12 protein-coding genes are annotated in these 17,621 nt (G+C 54.0%); 11 read left to right on the top strand and 1 reads right to left on the bottom strand.

Annotated features, from left to right (window positions below; translation table 11 throughout):
• Nucleotides 1-136 precede the first annotated feature (136 nt).
• From MKZ07_RS15710 to MKZ07_RS15660, 11 genes are all read left to right on the top strand, one after another.
• Nucleotides 137-2,317, top strand: coding sequence for a RelA/SpoT family protein (locus MKZ07_RS15710; protein WP_036690535.1), 2,181 nt, complete (start codon nt 137-139; stop codon nt 2,315-2,317).
• 30 nt (nt 2,318-2,347) lie between these two features.
• Entirely contained in the window at nt 2,348-2,791 is a 444-nt protein-coding gene (gene dtd, locus MKZ07_RS15705; RefSeq protein ID WP_036690534.1) for a D-aminoacyl-tRNA deacylase, read from the top strand.
• A 573-nt stretch (nt 2,792-3,364) separates the two neighbouring features.
• The gene (ltrA, locus tag MKZ07_RS15700; protein WP_036694821.1) at nt 3,365-4,657 is read left to right on the top strand and encodes a group II intron reverse transcriptase/maturase; all 1,293 of its coding nucleotides are present in this window, start codon (nt 3,365-3,367) and stop codon (nt 4,655-4,657) included.
• A gap of 324 nt (nt 4,658-4,981) precedes the next feature.
• Complete coding sequence (locus MKZ07_RS15695) at nt 4,982-5,137, top strand: hypothetical protein (RefSeq protein WP_156949513.1); 156 nt, start codon at nt 4,982-4,984, stop codon at nt 5,135-5,137.
• A gap of 258 nt (nt 5,138-5,395) precedes the next feature.
• Complete coding sequence (locus MKZ07_RS15690; protein WP_341026467.1) at nt 5,396-5,902, top strand: type 1 glutamine amidotransferase domain-containing protein; 507 nt, start codon at nt 5,396-5,398, stop codon at nt 5,900-5,902.
• A 59-nt stretch (nt 5,903-5,961) separates the two neighbouring features.
• Nucleotides 5,962-6,423 (top strand): hypothetical protein, encoded by a 462-nt coding sequence (locus MKZ07_RS15685; RefSeq protein WP_036690532.1) that lies wholly within the window; start codon nt 5,962-5,964, stop codon nt 6,421-6,423.
• 1,021 nt (nt 6,424-7,444) lie between these two features.
• A complete protein-coding gene (hisS, locus tag MKZ07_RS15680; protein ID WP_036690531.1) occupies nt 7,445-8,704 on the top strand; it encodes a histidine--tRNA ligase in 1,260 nt (419 codons plus the stop codon).
• A 50-nt stretch (nt 8,705-8,754) separates the two neighbouring features.
• A complete protein-coding gene (gene aspS / locus MKZ07_RS15675; RefSeq protein WP_036690530.1) occupies nt 8,755-10,533 on the top strand; it encodes an aspartate--tRNA ligase in 1,779 nt (592 codons plus the stop codon).
• Between the two features lie 76 nt (nt 10,534-10,609).
• Complete coding sequence (locus MKZ07_RS15670) at nt 10,610-11,368, top strand: tRNA threonylcarbamoyladenosine dehydratase (protein ID WP_036690529.1); 759 nt, start codon at nt 10,610-10,612, stop codon at nt 11,366-11,368.
• A gap of 192 nt (nt 11,369-11,560) precedes the next feature.
• Nucleotides 11,561-12,862: an NCS2 family permease gene (locus MKZ07_RS15665; RefSeq protein WP_036690528.1), complete on the top strand. Its 1,302-nt coding sequence runs from the start codon at nt 11,561-11,563 to the stop codon at nt 12,860-12,862.
• Nucleotides 12,863-13,068: 206 nt separating this feature from the next.
• Complete coding sequence (locus MKZ07_RS15660; protein ID WP_341026463.1) at nt 13,069-15,282, top strand: HelD family protein; 2,214 nt, start codon at nt 13,069-13,071, stop codon at nt 15,280-15,282.
• A gap of 200 nt (nt 15,283-15,482) precedes the next feature.
• Here MKZ07_RS15660 and MKZ07_RS15655 read toward each other — a convergent pair whose 3' ends face one another.
• Complete coding sequence (locus MKZ07_RS15655) at nt 15,483-17,498, bottom strand: methyl-accepting chemotaxis protein (RefSeq protein ID WP_341026461.1); 2,016 nt, start codon at nt 17,496-17,498, stop codon at nt 15,483-15,485.
• Between the last annotated feature and the right edge of the window lie 123 nt (nt 17,499-17,621).

Below are 17,621 nucleotides of genomic sequence, written 5' to 3'. Positions count from 1 at the left end.
GACGGAATCCCTCGTAAGCGTCATAATTATAGACAACTTTAACCTGAGCGTAATGCAGCCGGGAACGTATGGAACCTGCAAATTCTGCATGCTTGCAGGTTCATTTTATTATAGAAGGGAAACGGATACGACGAGAATGGGCATAGAGCAATTAACCGAAAAGGCTGGCGCCTATATAAAAGAAAAAGATCTTCTCCGCATCCGTGAAGCTTATGAATTCGCTGATCAGGCTCATCACGGGCAGGTCCGGAAGTCGGGGGAGCCATACATTCTGCATCCGCTAGCGGTCGCAGATATTGTCGTAAATATGCAAATGGATGTCATATCCATTATTGCTGCGCTGCTGCATGATGTTGTGGAAGATACGACGGTGTCCCTGGAGCAGATCCGCACGAAATTTGGCGATACCTGCGCAATGCTGGTGGACGGCCTGACCAAGCTGGAACGCATCCGCTTCCGCTCCAAGGAGGAGCAGCAGAACGAGAACTACCGCAAGATGTTCATCGCTATGGCCCAGGATATCCGTGTGATCGTGATTAAGCTGGCGGACCGTCTGCATAATATGCGTACGCTCAAATACCAGTCCGAAGAGAGTCAGCGCCGGATTTCTTATGAGACGCTGGAGATCTTTTGTCCCATTGCGGACCGGCTGGGGATCTCTGCGATCAAGTGGGAGATGGAGGATATTGCGCTCCGTTACCTGAATCCGCAGCAGTATTACCGGATTGCGAATCTTGTACACAAGAAACGGGCAGAACGCGAGCAGTTCATTGACAGTGTCATCGGCCGCATCCGTGCCAAGCTGGATGAAATGGGCATCGAAGGCGATCTCTCGGGACGCCCGAAGCATATCTACAGTGTCTATAACAAGATGAACACGAAGAACAAGCAGTTCAACGAAATCTATGATCTGCTGGCTATCCGCATTATCGTCGACAATATTAAGGATTGTTATGCCACTTTGGGTATTATTCATACGCTTTGGAAGCCGATGCCTGGCCGTTTCAAGGACTATATTGCTATGCCCAAGGCGAACATGTATCAGTCTTTGCATACAACCGTAGTTGGTCCGGGAGGAGAGCCGACGGAGGTCCAGATCCGCACCTGGGAGATGCACCGCACGGCCGAATTCGGGATCGCTGCCCACTGGGCGTATAAGGAAGGCAGCAGCAACAACGTCAATCCGGAGAACCGGATGCCGTTCTTCCGCGAGATTCTGGAGCTGCAGCATGAAGCCAAGGATGCCGAAGAGTTCGTGGAATCGCTCAAAATGGACTTTTTCTCCGATCTGGTCTTCGTATTCACGCCTAAGGGTGAGGTAGTAGAGCTGCCTGCCGGCTCGGTGCCGCTGGATTTCGCGTTCCGCATTCATACCGAGGTGGGGAACCGGACGATCGGCTCCAAGGTGAACGGGCGTATTGTTCCGCTTGACCATAAGCTGAAGACCGGAGATATCGTGGAGATTCTGACCTCGAAGAATTCATACGGTCCGAGCCGCGATTGGCTGAAGATTGCACAGTCCTCGCATGCGCGGAGCAAGATCAAGCAGTGGTTCAAGAAGGAGAAGCGCGAAGAGAACGTGGAGAAGGGCCGGGAGGCCATTGAACGTGAGCTGAAGCGTCTGAACGTGGAGGTCTCTGACTGGCTGACAGAGGACAAATTGTCGGAGGCTGCGAAGAAGTTCGCCTTCAATGATGTGGAGGATATGCTGTCGGCGGTCGGCTTTGGCGGGATTACCGCCGCTCAGATCGCTTCCAAGCTGACCGAGAAGCTGCGTAAGGACCAGGAGGAGGCCGCAGGCCATCTGGAGCTTACCTCCGAGATGAAGGCGATCAAATCCAGCGGAGAGAAGCGCAACCAGCCGACCAACGGGGTACGTGTCAAGGGGATTGATAATCTGCTTGTGCGCTTCGCGCGATGTTGTAATCCTGTGCCGGGCGACGATATTATCGGATACGTGACCCGTGGACGGGGCGTATCGGTACACCGTGAGGATTGTCCGAACATTCCGAACGAGATGGACGGGGAGGAAGCAGCCCGCGTGATCGAAGTAGAGTGGGAAGGCAGTATGGAGGCTAATTACAGCGTTGATATTGAGATTACCGGCCACGACCGCAACGGGCTGCTGAATGAAGTGCTGCAGGCAGTATCGGAGAGCAAAACCAATATTTCAGCGGTCACCGGGCGCTCCGACAAGAACAAAATGGCGATGATCCATATGACGATTCTGATCCGCAATACCGATCACCTGCAGTCTGTGGTCGACAAAGTGAAGCGGGTCAAGGATGTCTATACCGTTAACCGCATTATGCAATAGAGGTAGTAAGGCAAGGAGCTGAAGAATGAGATGAGAGTAGTTGTGCAGCGCTGCAAGAACTCCAGTGTGACGGTGGACGGAGCAGTGACCGGAGCGATTGGAGAGGGCTTGCTGCTGCTGGTCGGCGTAACCCATGAGGATACGGAGAAGGATGCCAAGTATTTGGCGGACAAGGTTGCCGGACTGCGGATTTTTGAGGATGCGGCCGGTAAAATGAACCATAGTGTGACGGAGGCCGGCGGGGCCATTCTGTCCGTCTCCCAGTTCACGCTGTACGGGGACTGCCGCAAGGGCAGACGCCCCAACTTCATGGCGGCAGCGGCTCCGGCTGAGGCAGAGCGCCTCTACGACTACTTCAATCAGGAGCTGCGTGCCGGAGGGCTGCAGGTAGAGACCGGCGTGTTCGGAGCGATGATGGATGTCGCCCTGACCAACTGGGGACCGGTTACGCTGCTGTTGGACAGCAAGGGTTAGGAATGGAGGCGGCAGACGCCGCCTTAACTGTAAATATAAGGCGTGCCCAGAAAGCGCGTATCTTCTAACCGGTGAAAGTCCGGTCACGGGAGGGGCCAAGCCCCCGTGTAGCTAGGATGCCTGCGTACGGCGAAATCCGTGCGTAGAAGCGCATCGACAAAAGTCCGGTCAGAGACAGGGCGAGCAACCCGCCAGGCCGTAACATGAAGTGAATCCTGCCGCGTCGTCATAAAGGCCCCGCAAGGGGGAAGAGAGGAAGTCGAACCTCGCTTATATGGGTGAAGACCATGGAAGCTGCAGAGAACTTGGAACGGCAGTGAAGAATCCTCCGGCGTATGGGGATCGGCATGGAAGGAAAGAAGACATAGTGAACTGGGGAGACCCTCCCCCACACGGGAGGATTTTTTTTTTAGAAACCCGTAAAAAGACGCTCTATAAGTCCAAAAGATGAAATGAACCGTCTGTGGGAAGGGAGTCCGAGGGGCTCATAGTACCGAGGAACCTAAGGACAACATAACCTTAGGGAGAGAAGGAGCCCTGCTTTGTTTATGCTTTTGGAGGAGGTACGAGTGAGTGAATGCCAGTAGGCTAACGACACCTAAGGAAAAAGTTCAAGAACTCCAAGAAAAGCTAGGTCATGCGGCCAAGGAGAACAACAAGCGTAAATTCCATGCACTGTACGACAAAGTCTACCGCTGGGATGTGCTGAGTGAAGCCTGGAAACGGGTGAAAGCGAACAAGGGGGCTGCCGGAGTAGATACGGTGACGCTCGCGGATATTGAGAAACAAGGAGAAGTGCAATTTCTCAAAGACTGCGAGCGAGCATTAAAGGATGGTAACTACCACCCACAGCCCGTACGGCGGCACTATATCCCAAAGAAAGACGGGAAACCAAGACCGCTGGGCATACCCAGCGTGCGCGACCGAGTGGTGCAGATGGCAACCAAACTCGTCATTGAACCGATCTTCGAAGCGGATTTCGAAGAAGTATCCTTCGGATTTCGCCCGAAGCGAAGTGCGAAAGGAGCACTGGATCGAATCCGGAAAGCCTGCAACCGCAAAGGAAATTGGGTAGTCGACGTCGACATCCAAGGTTACTTCGACAATATTAACCAGGAGAAACTGATGAAATTGGTACAAATGCGTATCAATGACAGACGAATCCTGAAGTTAATCCGGAAGTGGCTTCAGGCGGGAGTCATGGAAGAAGGAAACGTAAGACGTTCCGATTTAGGCACACCACAAGGTGGAGTGATCTCACCACTTTTGGCGAACATCTATCTGAACTATTTTGACCGACTGTGGGAAAAACACGGGAAAGGAGTAGGTGAACTCACGAGGTATGCAGACGATCTTGTGGTGGTCTGTAAAACTAAAAAGGACGCCGGACATGCGTATGAACTCATACGCAGAATCATGGAACGTCTGGAGCTGACGCTACACCCAACCAAAACCCGTATTGTCGGCTTATGGACAGGAGACGAAGGATTCGACTTCTTAGGAATGCACCACCGGAAAAAGAAGGCAGAAACATCCCAAGGCAAGGTGTATTACACCACGCAGCAGTGGCTAACGAAGAAGGCGGAGGAACGAATTCGAGGCGTGGTTAAAGAAAGATTAGCACCGCCCAGCATGCGTTCGAAATCGTTTGCGGAACACGTGGAATGGCTCAATCCCAAGATTCAAGGATGGAGAAACTACTATTACACAAAGTACAGCCAAAAGAGGTTAGCAAAACTGGATTGGTATATTCTGCAACGATTTACCCGGTGGTATGCGAAGAAGAGACAACGAGGAAGATGGATGAGATCCCGGTCAGAAGTTAGATATTTGACCATCCAATATGGACTAAAAACGCTATTGTAATCTGCATGCCGATGAATGACAAACATCGGAAAGCCGTATGAGGGAAAACCTCACGTACGGTTTGATGAGGAGGGGCTGGGTTGCACCAGCCCTTTACTCTAGAATTTATAGGTTTCACACGATAATTTATCCTTCTATTTCTCGCCGAAACGGTACCGTCCTTTAAAAGGACGGCAAAGCCGTTTCCACTTGATAAGATATATCACGGGACTCCACATGGTGGGGTCTTTTTGCTTCGAGTTAACCAGGGCCGGATAGCAGCAGCTCTGACTGGATAGACTATGAATGATGCATCATTATTCACAAGTGCGGGGAGCAAGCAGAATGAGACAAGCACCAAAAGCATGGATGTGGAACACGATTCAGGCCCATGTGGCCGGGTCGATGGCCGAAGCTTCAGCGACAGCCAAGGAAGCCGGAGACCCGAAGGAGCCGCAGGGGCTTCAGCGCAGAGGCCGCGGTCTTTTGCCGCGTACCTGACCGCAGAGAAGGCAGGCGCGGAGTGGTATTTTTTGAAAATATAAGAATGTATATGTTTCACGCTATAAATTATCCTTCTTTTTTCTCGCTGAAACGGCACCGTCCTTTTAAAGGACGGCAAAGCCGTTTCCACTTGGCGCGGTGGCAGTAGGTACGGAACAGAATTTACGGGAACTGCTTAGGCTTCGTTATAAAGCGTGGGAATGAGGGTAATAGATTGACGAGACGACAGCAGCTTAGAGAGGAGATATGGATCTCATGAGTAAAGTAGCTTTTCTGCTCGCCAATGACTTTGAAGATTCTGAAATGAAGGTTCCTTACGAAGAAGTTTTACAGGCAGGACATCTGGCAGAAATCATCGGTCTGAAGAAAAATGAGACCCTGCTCGGCAAACAAGGAAGCGCATCCTATGCCTCCGATAAAGCGGTCAGCGAGGTCACAGCCGAAGAGTATGATGCGATAGTCATTCCAGGCGGATCTTCGCCGGAGAATCTTCGTCTTGACCCGGATATTCTGCAATTCGTGAAGGATGCTGACCGTGCAGGCAAGCCGATTGCCGCCATCTGCCACGGCCCGCAGATTCTGATCAGCGCTGAACTGCTGCAAGGCCGCACCCTTACTGCCTACCCGCCGCTGAAGGATGATCTGATCAATGCCGGCGCGGAGTTCAAGGATGAAGAGGTCGTCATAGACGGCAATTACATTACTTCACGCACACCCAAGGATGAGCCCGCTTTTGTGCGTGAGCTGCTTAAGGTGTTGTAATACATGAAATACATGCATAACCCGTTTGGCATAATACAACTTTATGGGAGGGATTTACAATGACTAGAAGAATCCAGGCCTATTTCAGTACAGAAGATGCAGCGGAAGGTGCTAAGACTTCTTTGATTCCTTATGGTGTAGAGGGGATTGAGGTATCGGCTTTAACCGACCCTTTGGATAATGGAGTAAATAACCGGCGTAACATTCTGATCCCGCTGGGGTCTACCAATACTGCTTCAACAGGTGCCGGGGGCGTGTACGCTGCCGGAGGTGCAACGGGTATGGGGTCCGGTGCGGCCATTGTCCCGGCAGTTGTGACCGATGATGATCTGAAACGTACGGATGAAGTTCGCGCTGATGAAGTACGCAGTGAGGGCGAAGTTCACAGAGGCGATGAGCTGACAAGCAGTGACCTGGAGCACCTGCATTATGTCATGGATCTCAAGGTAGCCGAGAATCATTACAATGAGGTTGTAGAGGTTCTGCGCGGCAAGCAGGCCTATGTGGAGATTTTTGATTAAGAAGATTATGTTCAAGTTCAATCTATATCGTTTCTATTTCAGCTCCAGCCCTCCGTTATAGAGAGGCTGGAGCTGTTTTATATGCAGCATAAAAGGGAGGACGGCGGGATAGATGTAGACAGGAGCAGTGGGATGGTGTAACCTATGGATTAGCATGACAGCGGGGATTTAGACGGTTTGGTGAAACGCTTTCTTTTCTGTAATGCAACTGTAACACTACATTCATTATTCCTTAATATAGTGTGTTTATAATAGAAGCATGACCCCCTTTTTTATAATATATGATGATGGACCTGCAGCAATCGGCTGCAGGTCACTTTTTTGTTTTAAGGGTTGGAGCAAGTGTGAGTGCCAGCAGAATGAAGCGGACTGAGAAGCGCCTATTTGTCCAAAAATCGCTAATTTGAGGCAGACGCGGACTGACATTCCGTTATTAAGTTGATTTGAGCAGATAACAAGGCCTATGTAGGCGCATAACGGAATCTGAGTCCGTTTAAGCCGGGAATTATGAGTTTTTGCCCCAATAGCGGAATCTCATTCCACTTAGCGGAAGGAAAGCTGGTGGCAGCTTATTTTATTCAATCCTTGACTTTAGCGCAGTGGTTCAGTAGAATCTAACAGTATAGGTAAGTTTATATTGTTTTGATGACGGGACCAAGTAATCCGTAACCCACAACCCCAGAGAGGAATCCCGCAGATCATGGCTGTCGTCCAGGTAAGGAGGACCGCGCGCTGATCCGCACGGCTGTAAGGATTCTGTTGATGAACGGATGAATGACCTCCCCGAGAACGCACGGCGAACGCAGGCAGCAGGATTGCCTATAGTCAGTAGCCGATTGCGCGTAGGCGGGCGTTAACCGCTTAGAGCGGAGCTTATGCAGAGCAAGTTGCATTGAGCCCGGAATGTGGGTGGTACCACGGGTGAATTATTGGTTATGATAATCCCTCGTCCCTGTTGTAATTGAACAGGGATGAGGGATTTTTTGCTGTTTTTAGGGGTTATTTTCAGGAGGGATAGACTGTGGCTAAAGAAAGATTCGAGAAACCTACAGGTACGCAGGATGTACTTCCGGGTGCAGTAGAGAAATGGCAGGTAGTGGAGGCCAAGGCAAGAGAGCTGTGCCGCCGCTTCAATTACCGGGAGATTCGTACCCCGCTGTTCGAGCACACCGGGCTGTTCGAGCGCGGAGTCGGTGAAACAACGGATATTGTAGAAGGTGAGATGTATACCTTCAAGGACAAGGGCGACCGCGATCTGGCGCTTCGTCCCGAAGGGACAGCAGGCGTGGTACGCGCGTATGTTCAGAACAAGCTATACGGGGAGCCGGATGTCAGCAAGCTGTATTACATCGGACCGATGTTCCGTTATGAACGTCCGCAGGCCGGCAGATACCGCCAGTTCCATCAGTTCGGCATCGAAGCCTTCGGCGCGGTGGACCCGGCGATTGATGCTGAAGTCATCTCGCTCGGGTACCAGTTCTACATTGATCTGGGGCTGAAGGATGTGCGGGTAGAGCTGAATTCGGTCGGCAACGCGCCGAGCCGTGCGGCTTACCGCGAGAAGCTGCTGGATTTCCTGAGACCTATGAGAGAGAGCCTGTGCAGCGACTGCCAGCGCCGGATGGAGCGCAACCCGCTGCGTGTGCTGGACTGCAAGGTCGATCAGGACAAGTTCGGCGGAGCGCCTTCCATTCTGGACAGTCTGGATGAAGAGTGTACAGAGCATTTTGCGAAGGTGAAGGGGCACCTGGATGTGATGGGTGTGGAGTACAGCATCAACCCCCGCCTGGTGCGCGGTCTTGATTATTACACGCATACGGCGTTTGAGTATAAAGCGGCAGGCATTGGCTCCATCGATACGGTGGGCGGCGGCGGCCGGTACAACGGTCTGGTTGAGGAGATCGGCGGACCGGATCAGCCGGGTATCGGGTTCGGTATTGGCCTGGAGCGGATTCTGCTGATCCTGGAGAATCAGGGTGTCGAGCTGGAAGCGGCAAAGCCGCTGGATGTGTACTTCGTTGCACTTGGCGAAGCAGCAGATCTGGAGATCACGAAGCAGTTGTTCCGTCTGCGCAGCCTTGGATTCTCTGCGGAGCGCGATTACCTGGGACGCAAGATGAAGGCGCAGATGAAGTCGGCGGACCGCATGTCGGCCCGGTATACGGCGATTCTCGGTGAGGACGAGCTGAATAGCGGCGTCATCGCACTGAAGTCGATGGAGACCGGCGAGCAACGGACGGTGAAGCTGGACGAGCTGGCAGAGGCGCTGATTCAGAATTAGGCCAAAAGGCAAGCATATGTAATTTTAATCATGAAGGGGTAGGATAAAAGATGACCAGAAGCCATAACTGTGGACAATTAACGACAGCGAGCATCGGTGAGACAGTAACATTGAACGGTTGGGTGCAGACCCGCCGTGACCTTGGAGGCGTGTTGTTCATTGACCTGCGCGACCGCACAGGGATTGTACAGATTGTATTCAACCCTGACTATTCCGGAGAAGCGCTGCAGATTGCCGATAAGGTCCGCAGTGAATACGTGCTGTCCGTGACAGGTACTGTGGTTAAGCGCGATGAGGAGACTATTAACCGCAACTTGCCGACCGGTGAGATTGAAGTGCAGATTACAGACATCGAAGTGTTGAATGCAGCTAAGACACCTCCATTCTTCATCGAAGACGGAGTGGAAGTAGACGAATCCCTGCGTATGAAATACCGTTACCTGGATCTGCGCCGTCCGGAGATGCATAAGACGCTGCTGCTCCGTTCCAAAGCGGCGAAGATCTTCCGCGATTTCCTGGACAGCGAAGGCTTTATCGATGTAGAAACGCCGATCCTGACCAAAAGCTCTCCGGAAGGCGCACGTGACTATCTCGTGCCAAGCCGTGTGCATGAAGGGGAATTCTTCGCGCTTCCGCAGTCGCCGCAGATCTACAAGCAGCTGCTGATGGTAGGTGGCATCGAGCGCTATTACCAGATGGCCCGCTGCTTCCGCGATGAGGACCTGCGCGCTGACCGCCAGCCGGAATTCACGCAGTTCGATATTGAGACCTCATTCATGCCGCAGGATGAGCTGCTATCGATGATGGAGAAGCTCATGCAGCGTCTGCTGAAGGAGACGATCGGGGTTGAGGTATCCGCACCATTCCAGCGGTTGACGTATGCCGAAGCAATTGGCAAATATGGTTCTGACAAGCCGGACCTGCGGTTTGGCCTGGAGCTGGTAGAGATGAACGATATCGTTGCTGAGAGCGGTGTGAAGGTATTCGCTTCCGTGATTGAGAAGGGCGGAGAAGTGAAATGTCTGAACGCCAAGGGCTGCGGCACATGGACCCGCAAGGAGATTGACGATCTTGGACCCTACGCTGCCCGTTACGGCGCCAAGGGTCTGGCCTGGATTCAGGTCAAAGACGGCGAGTTCAAGGGACCGATTGTGAAGTTCTTCTCCGAGGAAGAAATCGCTGCCGTGAAGGAGCGCACAGGTGCCGAGGATGGCGACTTGCTGCTCTTCTCCGCTGATACCAAGAAGGTGGTAGCGGATGTACTTGGCGCCCTGCGTCTGAAGATCGGCCGTCAGCTTGGCCTGATCGATGACAGTGTGTTCAAATTCGCTTGGGTAACAGAATTCCCGCTGCTCGGCTACGATGAGGACCAGAAGCGTTATGTGGCTGAGCATCATCCGTTCACACGCCCGATGGATGAAGACTTGCATCTCTTCGATACCGATCCTGGCGCGATCCGTGCGCAGGCCTATGATATCGTACTTAACGGCTACGAGGTAGGCGGCGGTTCCCAGCGTATCTACAAGCGTGACGTTCAGGAGAAAATGTTCAATGCACTAGGCTTCTCGCAGGAGCTGGCTTATGAGAAATTCGGCTATCTGATGGATGCCTTTGAATACGGCACGCCTCCGCATGGCGGCATCGCGTTTGGCTTCGACCGTCTGATTATGCTGCTGGCAGGCCGCACGAATCTGCGTGAGACCATTGCCTTCCCTAAGACGGCAAGTGCAACGGACCTGCTGATGGATGCCCCATCCCCGGTGGATGCGGGACAACTGGAGCAGCTGCACATCAAGCTGGCACCGAAACCGGAGAAAGAAAAGAAATAAATCAACTATGGACTGACGGGGCGCACCAGGAGAGCAGAGTGACGTCCCGGAAGCCTTGCCCAAGGAGGCTGACATCATGCTGAATCAGTTCTCGCGTACGGAGCTGGCGATCGGGCCGGAGGGCCTGGAGATTATGAAGAACAGCACAGTGGCTGTGCTGGGGATCGGCGGAGTCGGCGCCATGGCGGCGGAAGCGCTGGCCCGGACCGGAATCGGCCGGATTATCCTGATTGATAAGGATTCGGTGGATATTACCAACATCAACCGCCAGCTTCATGCGCTGACCACGACCATCGGCCAGAACAAAACCGATCTGATGGTGGACCGTATCAAGCTGATCAACCCGGAATGCGAAGCAATTGCGCTGAATATGTTCTACACCGAAGAGACGTATGAGGAGCTGTTCAAATACAAGCTGGACTATGTGATTGACGCTTCGGATACGATTATCTATAAGATTCACCTGATCAAGGAATGTCTGGCCCGGAAGATCCCGCTGATCTCCAGCATGGGCGCGGCCAACAAGATGGACCCGACCCGCTTCCAGGTCGCCGACATCTCCAAGACCACCATGGACCCGATTGCCCGGGTAATCCGTACCAGACTGCGCAAGGAAGGCATCAAGAAGGGCGTGAAGGTAGTCTTCTCCACCGAGAAGCCTATGAAGCCACGCGCGGATGTGACGGAGCAGATTGTGCCTGCGAATGCGCCGGACCGGCGCAAGGCGAAGCAGCCTCCGGCCAGTACTTCTTTTGTACCCCCTGTAGTCGGCCTGATTATGGTCAGTGTAACGGTACGGGATTTGCTCGAAACGGGCGGCATTACATTTGAATGAATTCTATCAGTTAAAAGGGTGTGTAGCTGGTTTTCGGCTATATGCCCTTTTATTACGGTATGTATTGGGGCCCCCGCAAAGTACCTGAATAGGCTTCGGAGCTAAAGCCGCACTTTGTGGGGTTATTTTACGGTATGTTTTGTTGGGAGATACTTGACATCCTATGAGATGAACTTAAGTGGAGGTTGTTACATGAAATCGAATATTTGGCGGAATAGCGTGGGAATGGAGCCGGGCGATAACTGGAAGCAGGAATGGGCGGCCGGCATTCTGTCGTATTTCGCTTCGGTATATATTGTGATGGTTAACGCAGCGATCCTGGCAGATGCAGGCATGCCGCTGCGGGCCGGGATGGTCGCCACGCTGCTGACAGCGGTGACAGGCTGCCTGCTGATGGCTTTTGGCGGCAAAACGCCGATTATCGTCGTCCCGGGCATGGGGATCAATGCCTTTTTTACCTATACGCTCGTGCATTCCATGAAGCTGGACTGGCGCGAGGCGCTGGCGGTGGTGGTGGTGACCGGGGTGCTGTTTGCCATTGTGGCCTTCACCTCGCTCTACCGCATTCTCAGCGATGCGATTCCCCATAATCTGCAGCATGCGATCACCGTCGGCATCGGGCTGTTCCTGACCTTCATCGGCCTGCAAAAAAGCGGGATTGTCATTGCCCACGCCACCACCTTCGTCGCCATCGGGCATTTCAGCGATCCTGCGGTCATTACCTCGGTGGTGACGCTGCTGCTGGCGCTGGTGCTGTTCATCCGCGGCACGCGCGGCGGGCTGCTGATCAGTATGCTCGCGGGCACAGGGCTTGCCTATCTGCTGGGAGCCGCCCATGCGCCGAAGAATACCGAGCCGGGACATGTGTTCAGCGGTTACGGCAGCGTGTTCGCCAGTATGGACTGGAGCGGATTCGTCAGCCTTGTCTTCTGGATTGCCGTTTTCCTGCTGCTGCTGATTGTGGTGTTTGAGAATATCGGCCTGATCTCTTCCCAGACGCTGATGGCAGGACGTCCGGAACGCTTCAAAAGCAGTCTGCGGGCGCTCTCGCTCGCCAACATCGCGGCAGGTCTGTTCGGCAGCAGCCCGGTGGTCGCCGCTGCCGAATCCACCGCCGGGATTGCGGCAGGGGGCCGCTCCGGCTTAACTTCACTCGTCACCGGCCTGCTGTTCGGAGCGACCTTCCTGTTCATCCCGCTGCTGGCTTATGTGCCGGACAGCGCGATTGCGCCGATTCTGATCGTAATCGGCGGGCTGATGGTGCAGAGTGTGCGCGAGATGGATCTCGGCGACATGACGGAGCTGTTCCCTGCGTTCCTGGTCATGGTGATGATTCCCTTCACCTACAGCATCGTGGACGGCATGGCGTTCGGCTTCATCACCTATCCGCTGGTGAAGCTGGCTACCGGCAAGGGCAAGGAGGTTCCTCCTGCCTTGTACGGCATTGCCGGACTGTTCATTGCGAACTTCGTGCTGCATGCGCTGATGGGCTAACGGCAAAGGTGGAAGGGGGGGGAGCACTGCTTCCCCATTTCCGCTTATCCGCAGCCCCGGCAGCGGCTAGAAATATATGGCTTTCCCTATCCTGTTGTGATAAGATGGACTGCTCACATCACTTAAGGTGCATGCTTCCGAAGCGAGTTATGCTCGTAGTGATTCAGGAAGTGAATGCCCGCAAAACTTTTAGGAGGTAACTGAAATTGGAAGACAACTTTCAAAGTGCCTATCAAGAGGAAGAAGACAGGCTGAACCACGCGCTGACAGAGATTGACTCTACCCTTGAACGATTGCGCGGAACTCCGGTATACACAGGACACGATTATACGGAGCAAGTGCTGGAGGATTCAAGGGAGCAGAGGCGCAAAGATCTTGCCAAGCTTAGGCAGGAGCCTTATTTCGGACGGCTTGATTTTCAGGGCAATGATGAAGAGGAACGCAAGGCACTCTATATCGGCAAAATCGGCGTAGACCGCGAGCAGGTAAGCGACCGTCCGCTTGTCATTGATTGGCGGGCACCGGTGGCAAGCCTGTTTTATTCTTTTACCGGAGGAACGGAGGCCGCCTCATATGAAGCGCCGGAGGGGCTGATTGAAGGGCTGGTCTATCTCAAGCGCAACGTAGTGATCCGCAAGCAGATCCTGGAGCGGGTGGCGGATACGTATAACCGTGACAGCGACGCGCCGGCGGTATCGGATGAATTCCTGGTCTACCGGCTGGGGGAGAACAAGGATAACCGGCTGCGGGACATCGTCTCCACGATCCAGGAGGAGCAGGACAAGATTATCCGGGCGGCCAAGAACACGGCGCTGATCATCCAGGGGGTCGCGGGAAGCGGCAAGACCACCGTTGCGCTGCACCGGCTGGCGTTCTTATTGTATCAATACAAGGAGCAGGTCTCGGCGGAGAAAATGATTATTTTCGCCCCGAACCGCATGTTCCTGGACTATATTTCAGATGTGCTGCCGGAGCTGGGCGTCGGCAATATTGCCCAGAGCACGTTCCCGGACTGGGCGGCCGAGGTGCTGGGTGTGGACTTGCCGGAGCAGGATGCTTCGGAGGTCATGAGCCGCTGGTTCGAGACGGCGGGAGCAATGCCGGTCATCACGGAGGAGACCCCCGGGCGCTTCAAGGGCTCAACGGTGCTGATGGGCGTCATTGAATCCAGCGTCAAGCTGCTGGAGACCAGCGCTGTGCCGGAGGGGGATTTCAGCCCTTGGGACGGGGCAGTGCTGAGCCGCCAGGTGATTCTGCGCTGGCACAATGAGGAATACGCACCGTATCCTCCGGCGAAGCGCAAGGAGCGGGTGATGGCAAGGCTTCACCGCTGGATTGAGATGGAGCTGAAGAAGAGCCCTTCAGCGGCTGCGCTGAAGGAACGCAAGAAGAAGGGCACGGCACGTGAGAAGGCTTACAGTACCAAATGGCCGAAATACGAGCCGCTCGCCATCTACAAGCAGATCTTCCGGGCGGCGAAAGCACCGGAGGACTGGCCGGCGGGAGCGCCGGAAGAGATTCCGCCTGCCGTGCTGAAGGAGACCGTCAAGGAGCTGAAAAAGGGGATTCTGCGCGAAGAGGATCTTCCTCCGCTGTTGTATATCCATTATCTTCTGAACGGGAACGAGGGTACGGAGCGCTTTGACCATATCGTGATCGATGAAGCGCAGGATTTCTCCCCGTTCCAGATTGCTGTGTTGGATCTGTATGTGAAGGGACATTCCTTCACGATTCTGGGTGACCTGTCGCAGGGCATCCACGCCTACAAGGGAGTGCATGCGTGGAGAGAGATGCAGACGCTGTTCGCTGAACAACACACGGCATACCATGCACTTACCCGAAGCTACCGCTCAACGATGGAAATTATTGAGTTCGCTAACGGCATTCTGTCTGCGGGCGTGGGCAGTGAGCTGCTGGCCGTTCCGGTTTTCCGCAGCGGGAATCCTGTGCGGCTGATCTCCTATGAGGAGGATGTGCTGCCGGGAACGACTGCGGCTGCACCGGCAGACCAGCGGCTCAGCGCGGTCAAGAGCGCCCTGGCGCAGCTCTCCGGGCGTGAATACCGCACGGTGGCGGTATTGACCCGCAGCCTGCGGGAAGCCTCTGAGCTGTACGCTGAGCTCGCTGGTCAATTCGAGGATCTTCATCTGATTGACGGCAGCATCACGGAATACCGGGGCGGCTTGTCGATCCTGCCCGTCTACTTGTCCAAGGGGCTGGAGTTCGATGCCGTCATTCTGGCGGACGCCGACAGTGACCATTATGGAGCGGCGGCCTGGGATGCGAAGCTGATGTATGTGGGCTGTACGCGTGCCCTGCATGAGCTGTGGCTGCTGAGGGGCGGCGAATTACCGCCTTACGTTCAATTGAACGCAGAGGAGACCGTCTCCGGCTGGCCGGCGCTTGATGAGAGTAATTAAGATATTCAGTCTGCAAGAGGGATAATAGCACGGAGAAAAGAGGGGTGTCCCCCAATGCCAGATTAATGGCATTGGGGGACACCCCTTGTTTGTCTGTTATGGATAAGTTAAATGTATGCGAAAAATCGATTACAATCGATGAAAGGGTATTGGCTACTCCTGGTTAACGCTGTCTGTCGAACCGTACAGCTAAGTCTTATTTATGCCTTATTCTTCGCATCGAACTGGAACCGTTCCACCTGTCCCTGCATATCCGCAGCCATACCGGAGAGTGCCGCAGAGGAGGAAGTGATCTCCTCCATCGAAGCAAGCTGCTCCTCGGTAGCTGCGGTTACGCTCTGGAAGGAATCGAGCGCGGCCCGGGCAATTGTGGCCATCTCCTGGACGGAGGCGGCTACTTCGGAGCTGCTGGCCGACATTTGCTCCGTAATAGCCGAGACCTCATGGATCTGCTCGCCGACCTGCCGGGTGGACTGTTCGATCTGCTGGAAGGCCTCGCTCGCTTCCAGGGTAAGCGCCATGCCCTGCTCCACATCCTCTGCCACCTTATGCTTCATCACATCATACGCGCTGGCGATCAGGCTTACCATCTCGGAGATGGTCTCCTGAATCTGTCCGGCGCTGCTATTCGTGGCCTCCGATAGCTTGCGCACTTCACCGGCCACGACGGCGAAGCCCCGCCCGTGTTCTCCGGCCCGGGCCGCCTCGATGCCGGCATTCAGCGACAGGAGATTGGTCTGCTTGGCAATGGCGGAGATCGCCGTGCTGGTCTCAGCGACTCTGGCGCTTAAGCCGTTAAGCTCAGCGATCAGGCTGCCGGACTGCTGCACCGATTCTCGTATAGTTCTCATCTGTTCGCCGACCTGCTGCATTCTGGAGCTGCCGGTAGAGACATCCGTTTCCGTAAGTATAGCGGCACTCACAATTGCCTCTGAAGCGGAAGCGATTTTCTGAATGCCAGTGGACATCTCCTCCATCGTTGTAGCGACTTCGGCGGAAGCATAGGCCTGGGTCTCCACGCCCCGGGTGGATTCCTCCACCAGCTCCGTCACATACTCGACCGCCTTGCTGTTCTCAGCCGTGCTGGCTGTGAGCTGTTCACTGGCAGCGGCGAGCTGGCCGGAGGTCTCGGCAACCTCCTGCACCATGGTGCGCAGTGAAGAGACCATTTCATTATAATTGCCGGCAAGCTGACCGATCTCATCCCTGCGGCTGGTCTGGACGAATTCATCCAGATATCCTTCGCTTACCCGCTTGGCCGAACGGTTCAGGCGTTCTACGGGCCCGGTAATGCGGCGGATAATCAGGAAGGTAATCACTGCAGCAAGCAGCAGCGCAACCACGAGAACGATAGCAGCCTTGTACAGAATCGGGTAGACCGCCTTCGTGTATTCACTCTCTGGAAGCACTCCGGCCAGGGTGAAGCCGGTCAGCTCATTGGTAATGTAGTATCCGTCCATTTGCGTATCGGCTGCAGTATCCTTATAGGAGATTTTGCCCGCCGGACCTTGCTTGGTTCCTGCTGTCATTACGTCTGTGGCTTCCGAAGCAACCTCCATGGCAGGGTGGTAGATCACCTTGTTATTTCCATCCAGGATGAAGACATATCCGCTATCGCCCAGACTGACATTCTTCGCCAGCTCCATAAGCTCCTTCATGCTGATGCTGATTGTAACAGCACCCTTACCGTCCGGAAATGCCTTGGAGATCGGCAGAATATAGCTATTCGTTACTTTGGAGAAAATGGGATTGATCACCGATGTTGTCTCCGGGGTCTTAAGTGCATCTATGTACCAGTCGCGTATCCGGGGATCATAATTGTCCAGCTTGGAATCCGGCGCGAACATGTATTTCCCATCCTCGTTGCCTATCGCCACGATCTCTACCTCAGGATGCTCCAGCTTGAAGTTGTCGATCAGCTTGCGCAGCTGTGGAGAATTGTTCGTCAGCCCGGCGCTGCTCATCTCGTACGCCACCTCATTCACTGCGGCACTCTCCAGCAGGATCAGCTGCGACAGTGTTTTATCCAGGAGGTGGATGCTGGAGCGTGTGGTGTCTTCCATTTTGGAGCGCAGGGCCGATTCTGAGGTTTGTGTGGATATGGCTATCAGAGCCAGTGAGGGCAGCACAATAGCTGTAATGATAAGCAGCATCAGTTCAGTTCTGAGCTTCGTGATACGGAATAGGCGCTTTCGGTTTTTTTTCGGTGTTGGCATGGAAGTTCCTCCTGAATTTCTGAATGGATGGCGGTTAAAATTTATTTCCATATCTCGAAGTAACTAGATATTTTAATATATATTTCGACAGCGATCGACCAAATAATTAGTATTTCGTCAAAA

This window comes from Paenibacillus sp. FSL P4-0338, from assembly GCF_038002365.1.
Classification (GTDB): Bacteria; Bacillota; Bacilli; order Paenibacillales; family Paenibacillaceae; genus Paenibacillus_AQ.
This window is presented reverse-complemented; position numbering and strand designations above follow the sequence as displayed.

Coding starts and splice junctions, on each gene's coding strand:
- MKZ07_RS15710 (WP_036690535.1), top strand. CDS start 137: ATGGGCATAGAGCAATTAACCGAAAAGGCTGGCGCCTATATAAAAGAA.
- dtd (WP_036690534.1), top strand. CDS start 2,348: ATGAGAGTAGTTGTGCAGCGCTGCAAGAACTCCAGTGTGACGGTGGAC.
- MKZ07_RS15695 (WP_156949513.1), top strand. CDS start 4,982: ATGAGACAAGCACCAAAAGCATGGATGTGGAACACGATTCAGGCCCAT.
- MKZ07_RS15690 (WP_341026467.1), top strand. CDS start 5,396: ATGAGTAAAGTAGCTTTTCTGCTCGCCAATGACTTTGAAGATTCTGAA.
- MKZ07_RS15685 (WP_036690532.1), top strand. CDS start 5,962: ATGACTAGAAGAATCCAGGCCTATTTCAGTACAGAAGATGCAGCGGAA.
- aspS (WP_036690530.1), top strand. CDS start 8,755: ATGACCAGAAGCCATAACTGTGGACAATTAACGACAGCGAGCATCGGT.
- MKZ07_RS15670 (WP_036690529.1), top strand. CDS start 10,610: ATGCTGAATCAGTTCTCGCGTACGGAGCTGGCGATCGGGCCGGAGGGC.
- MKZ07_RS15665 (WP_036690528.1), top strand. CDS start 11,561: ATGAAATCGAATATTTGGCGGAATAGCGTGGGAATGGAGCCGGGCGAT.
- MKZ07_RS15655 (WP_341026461.1), bottom strand. CDS start 17,498: ATGCCAACACCGAAAAAAAACCGAAAGCGCCTATTCCGTATCACGAAG.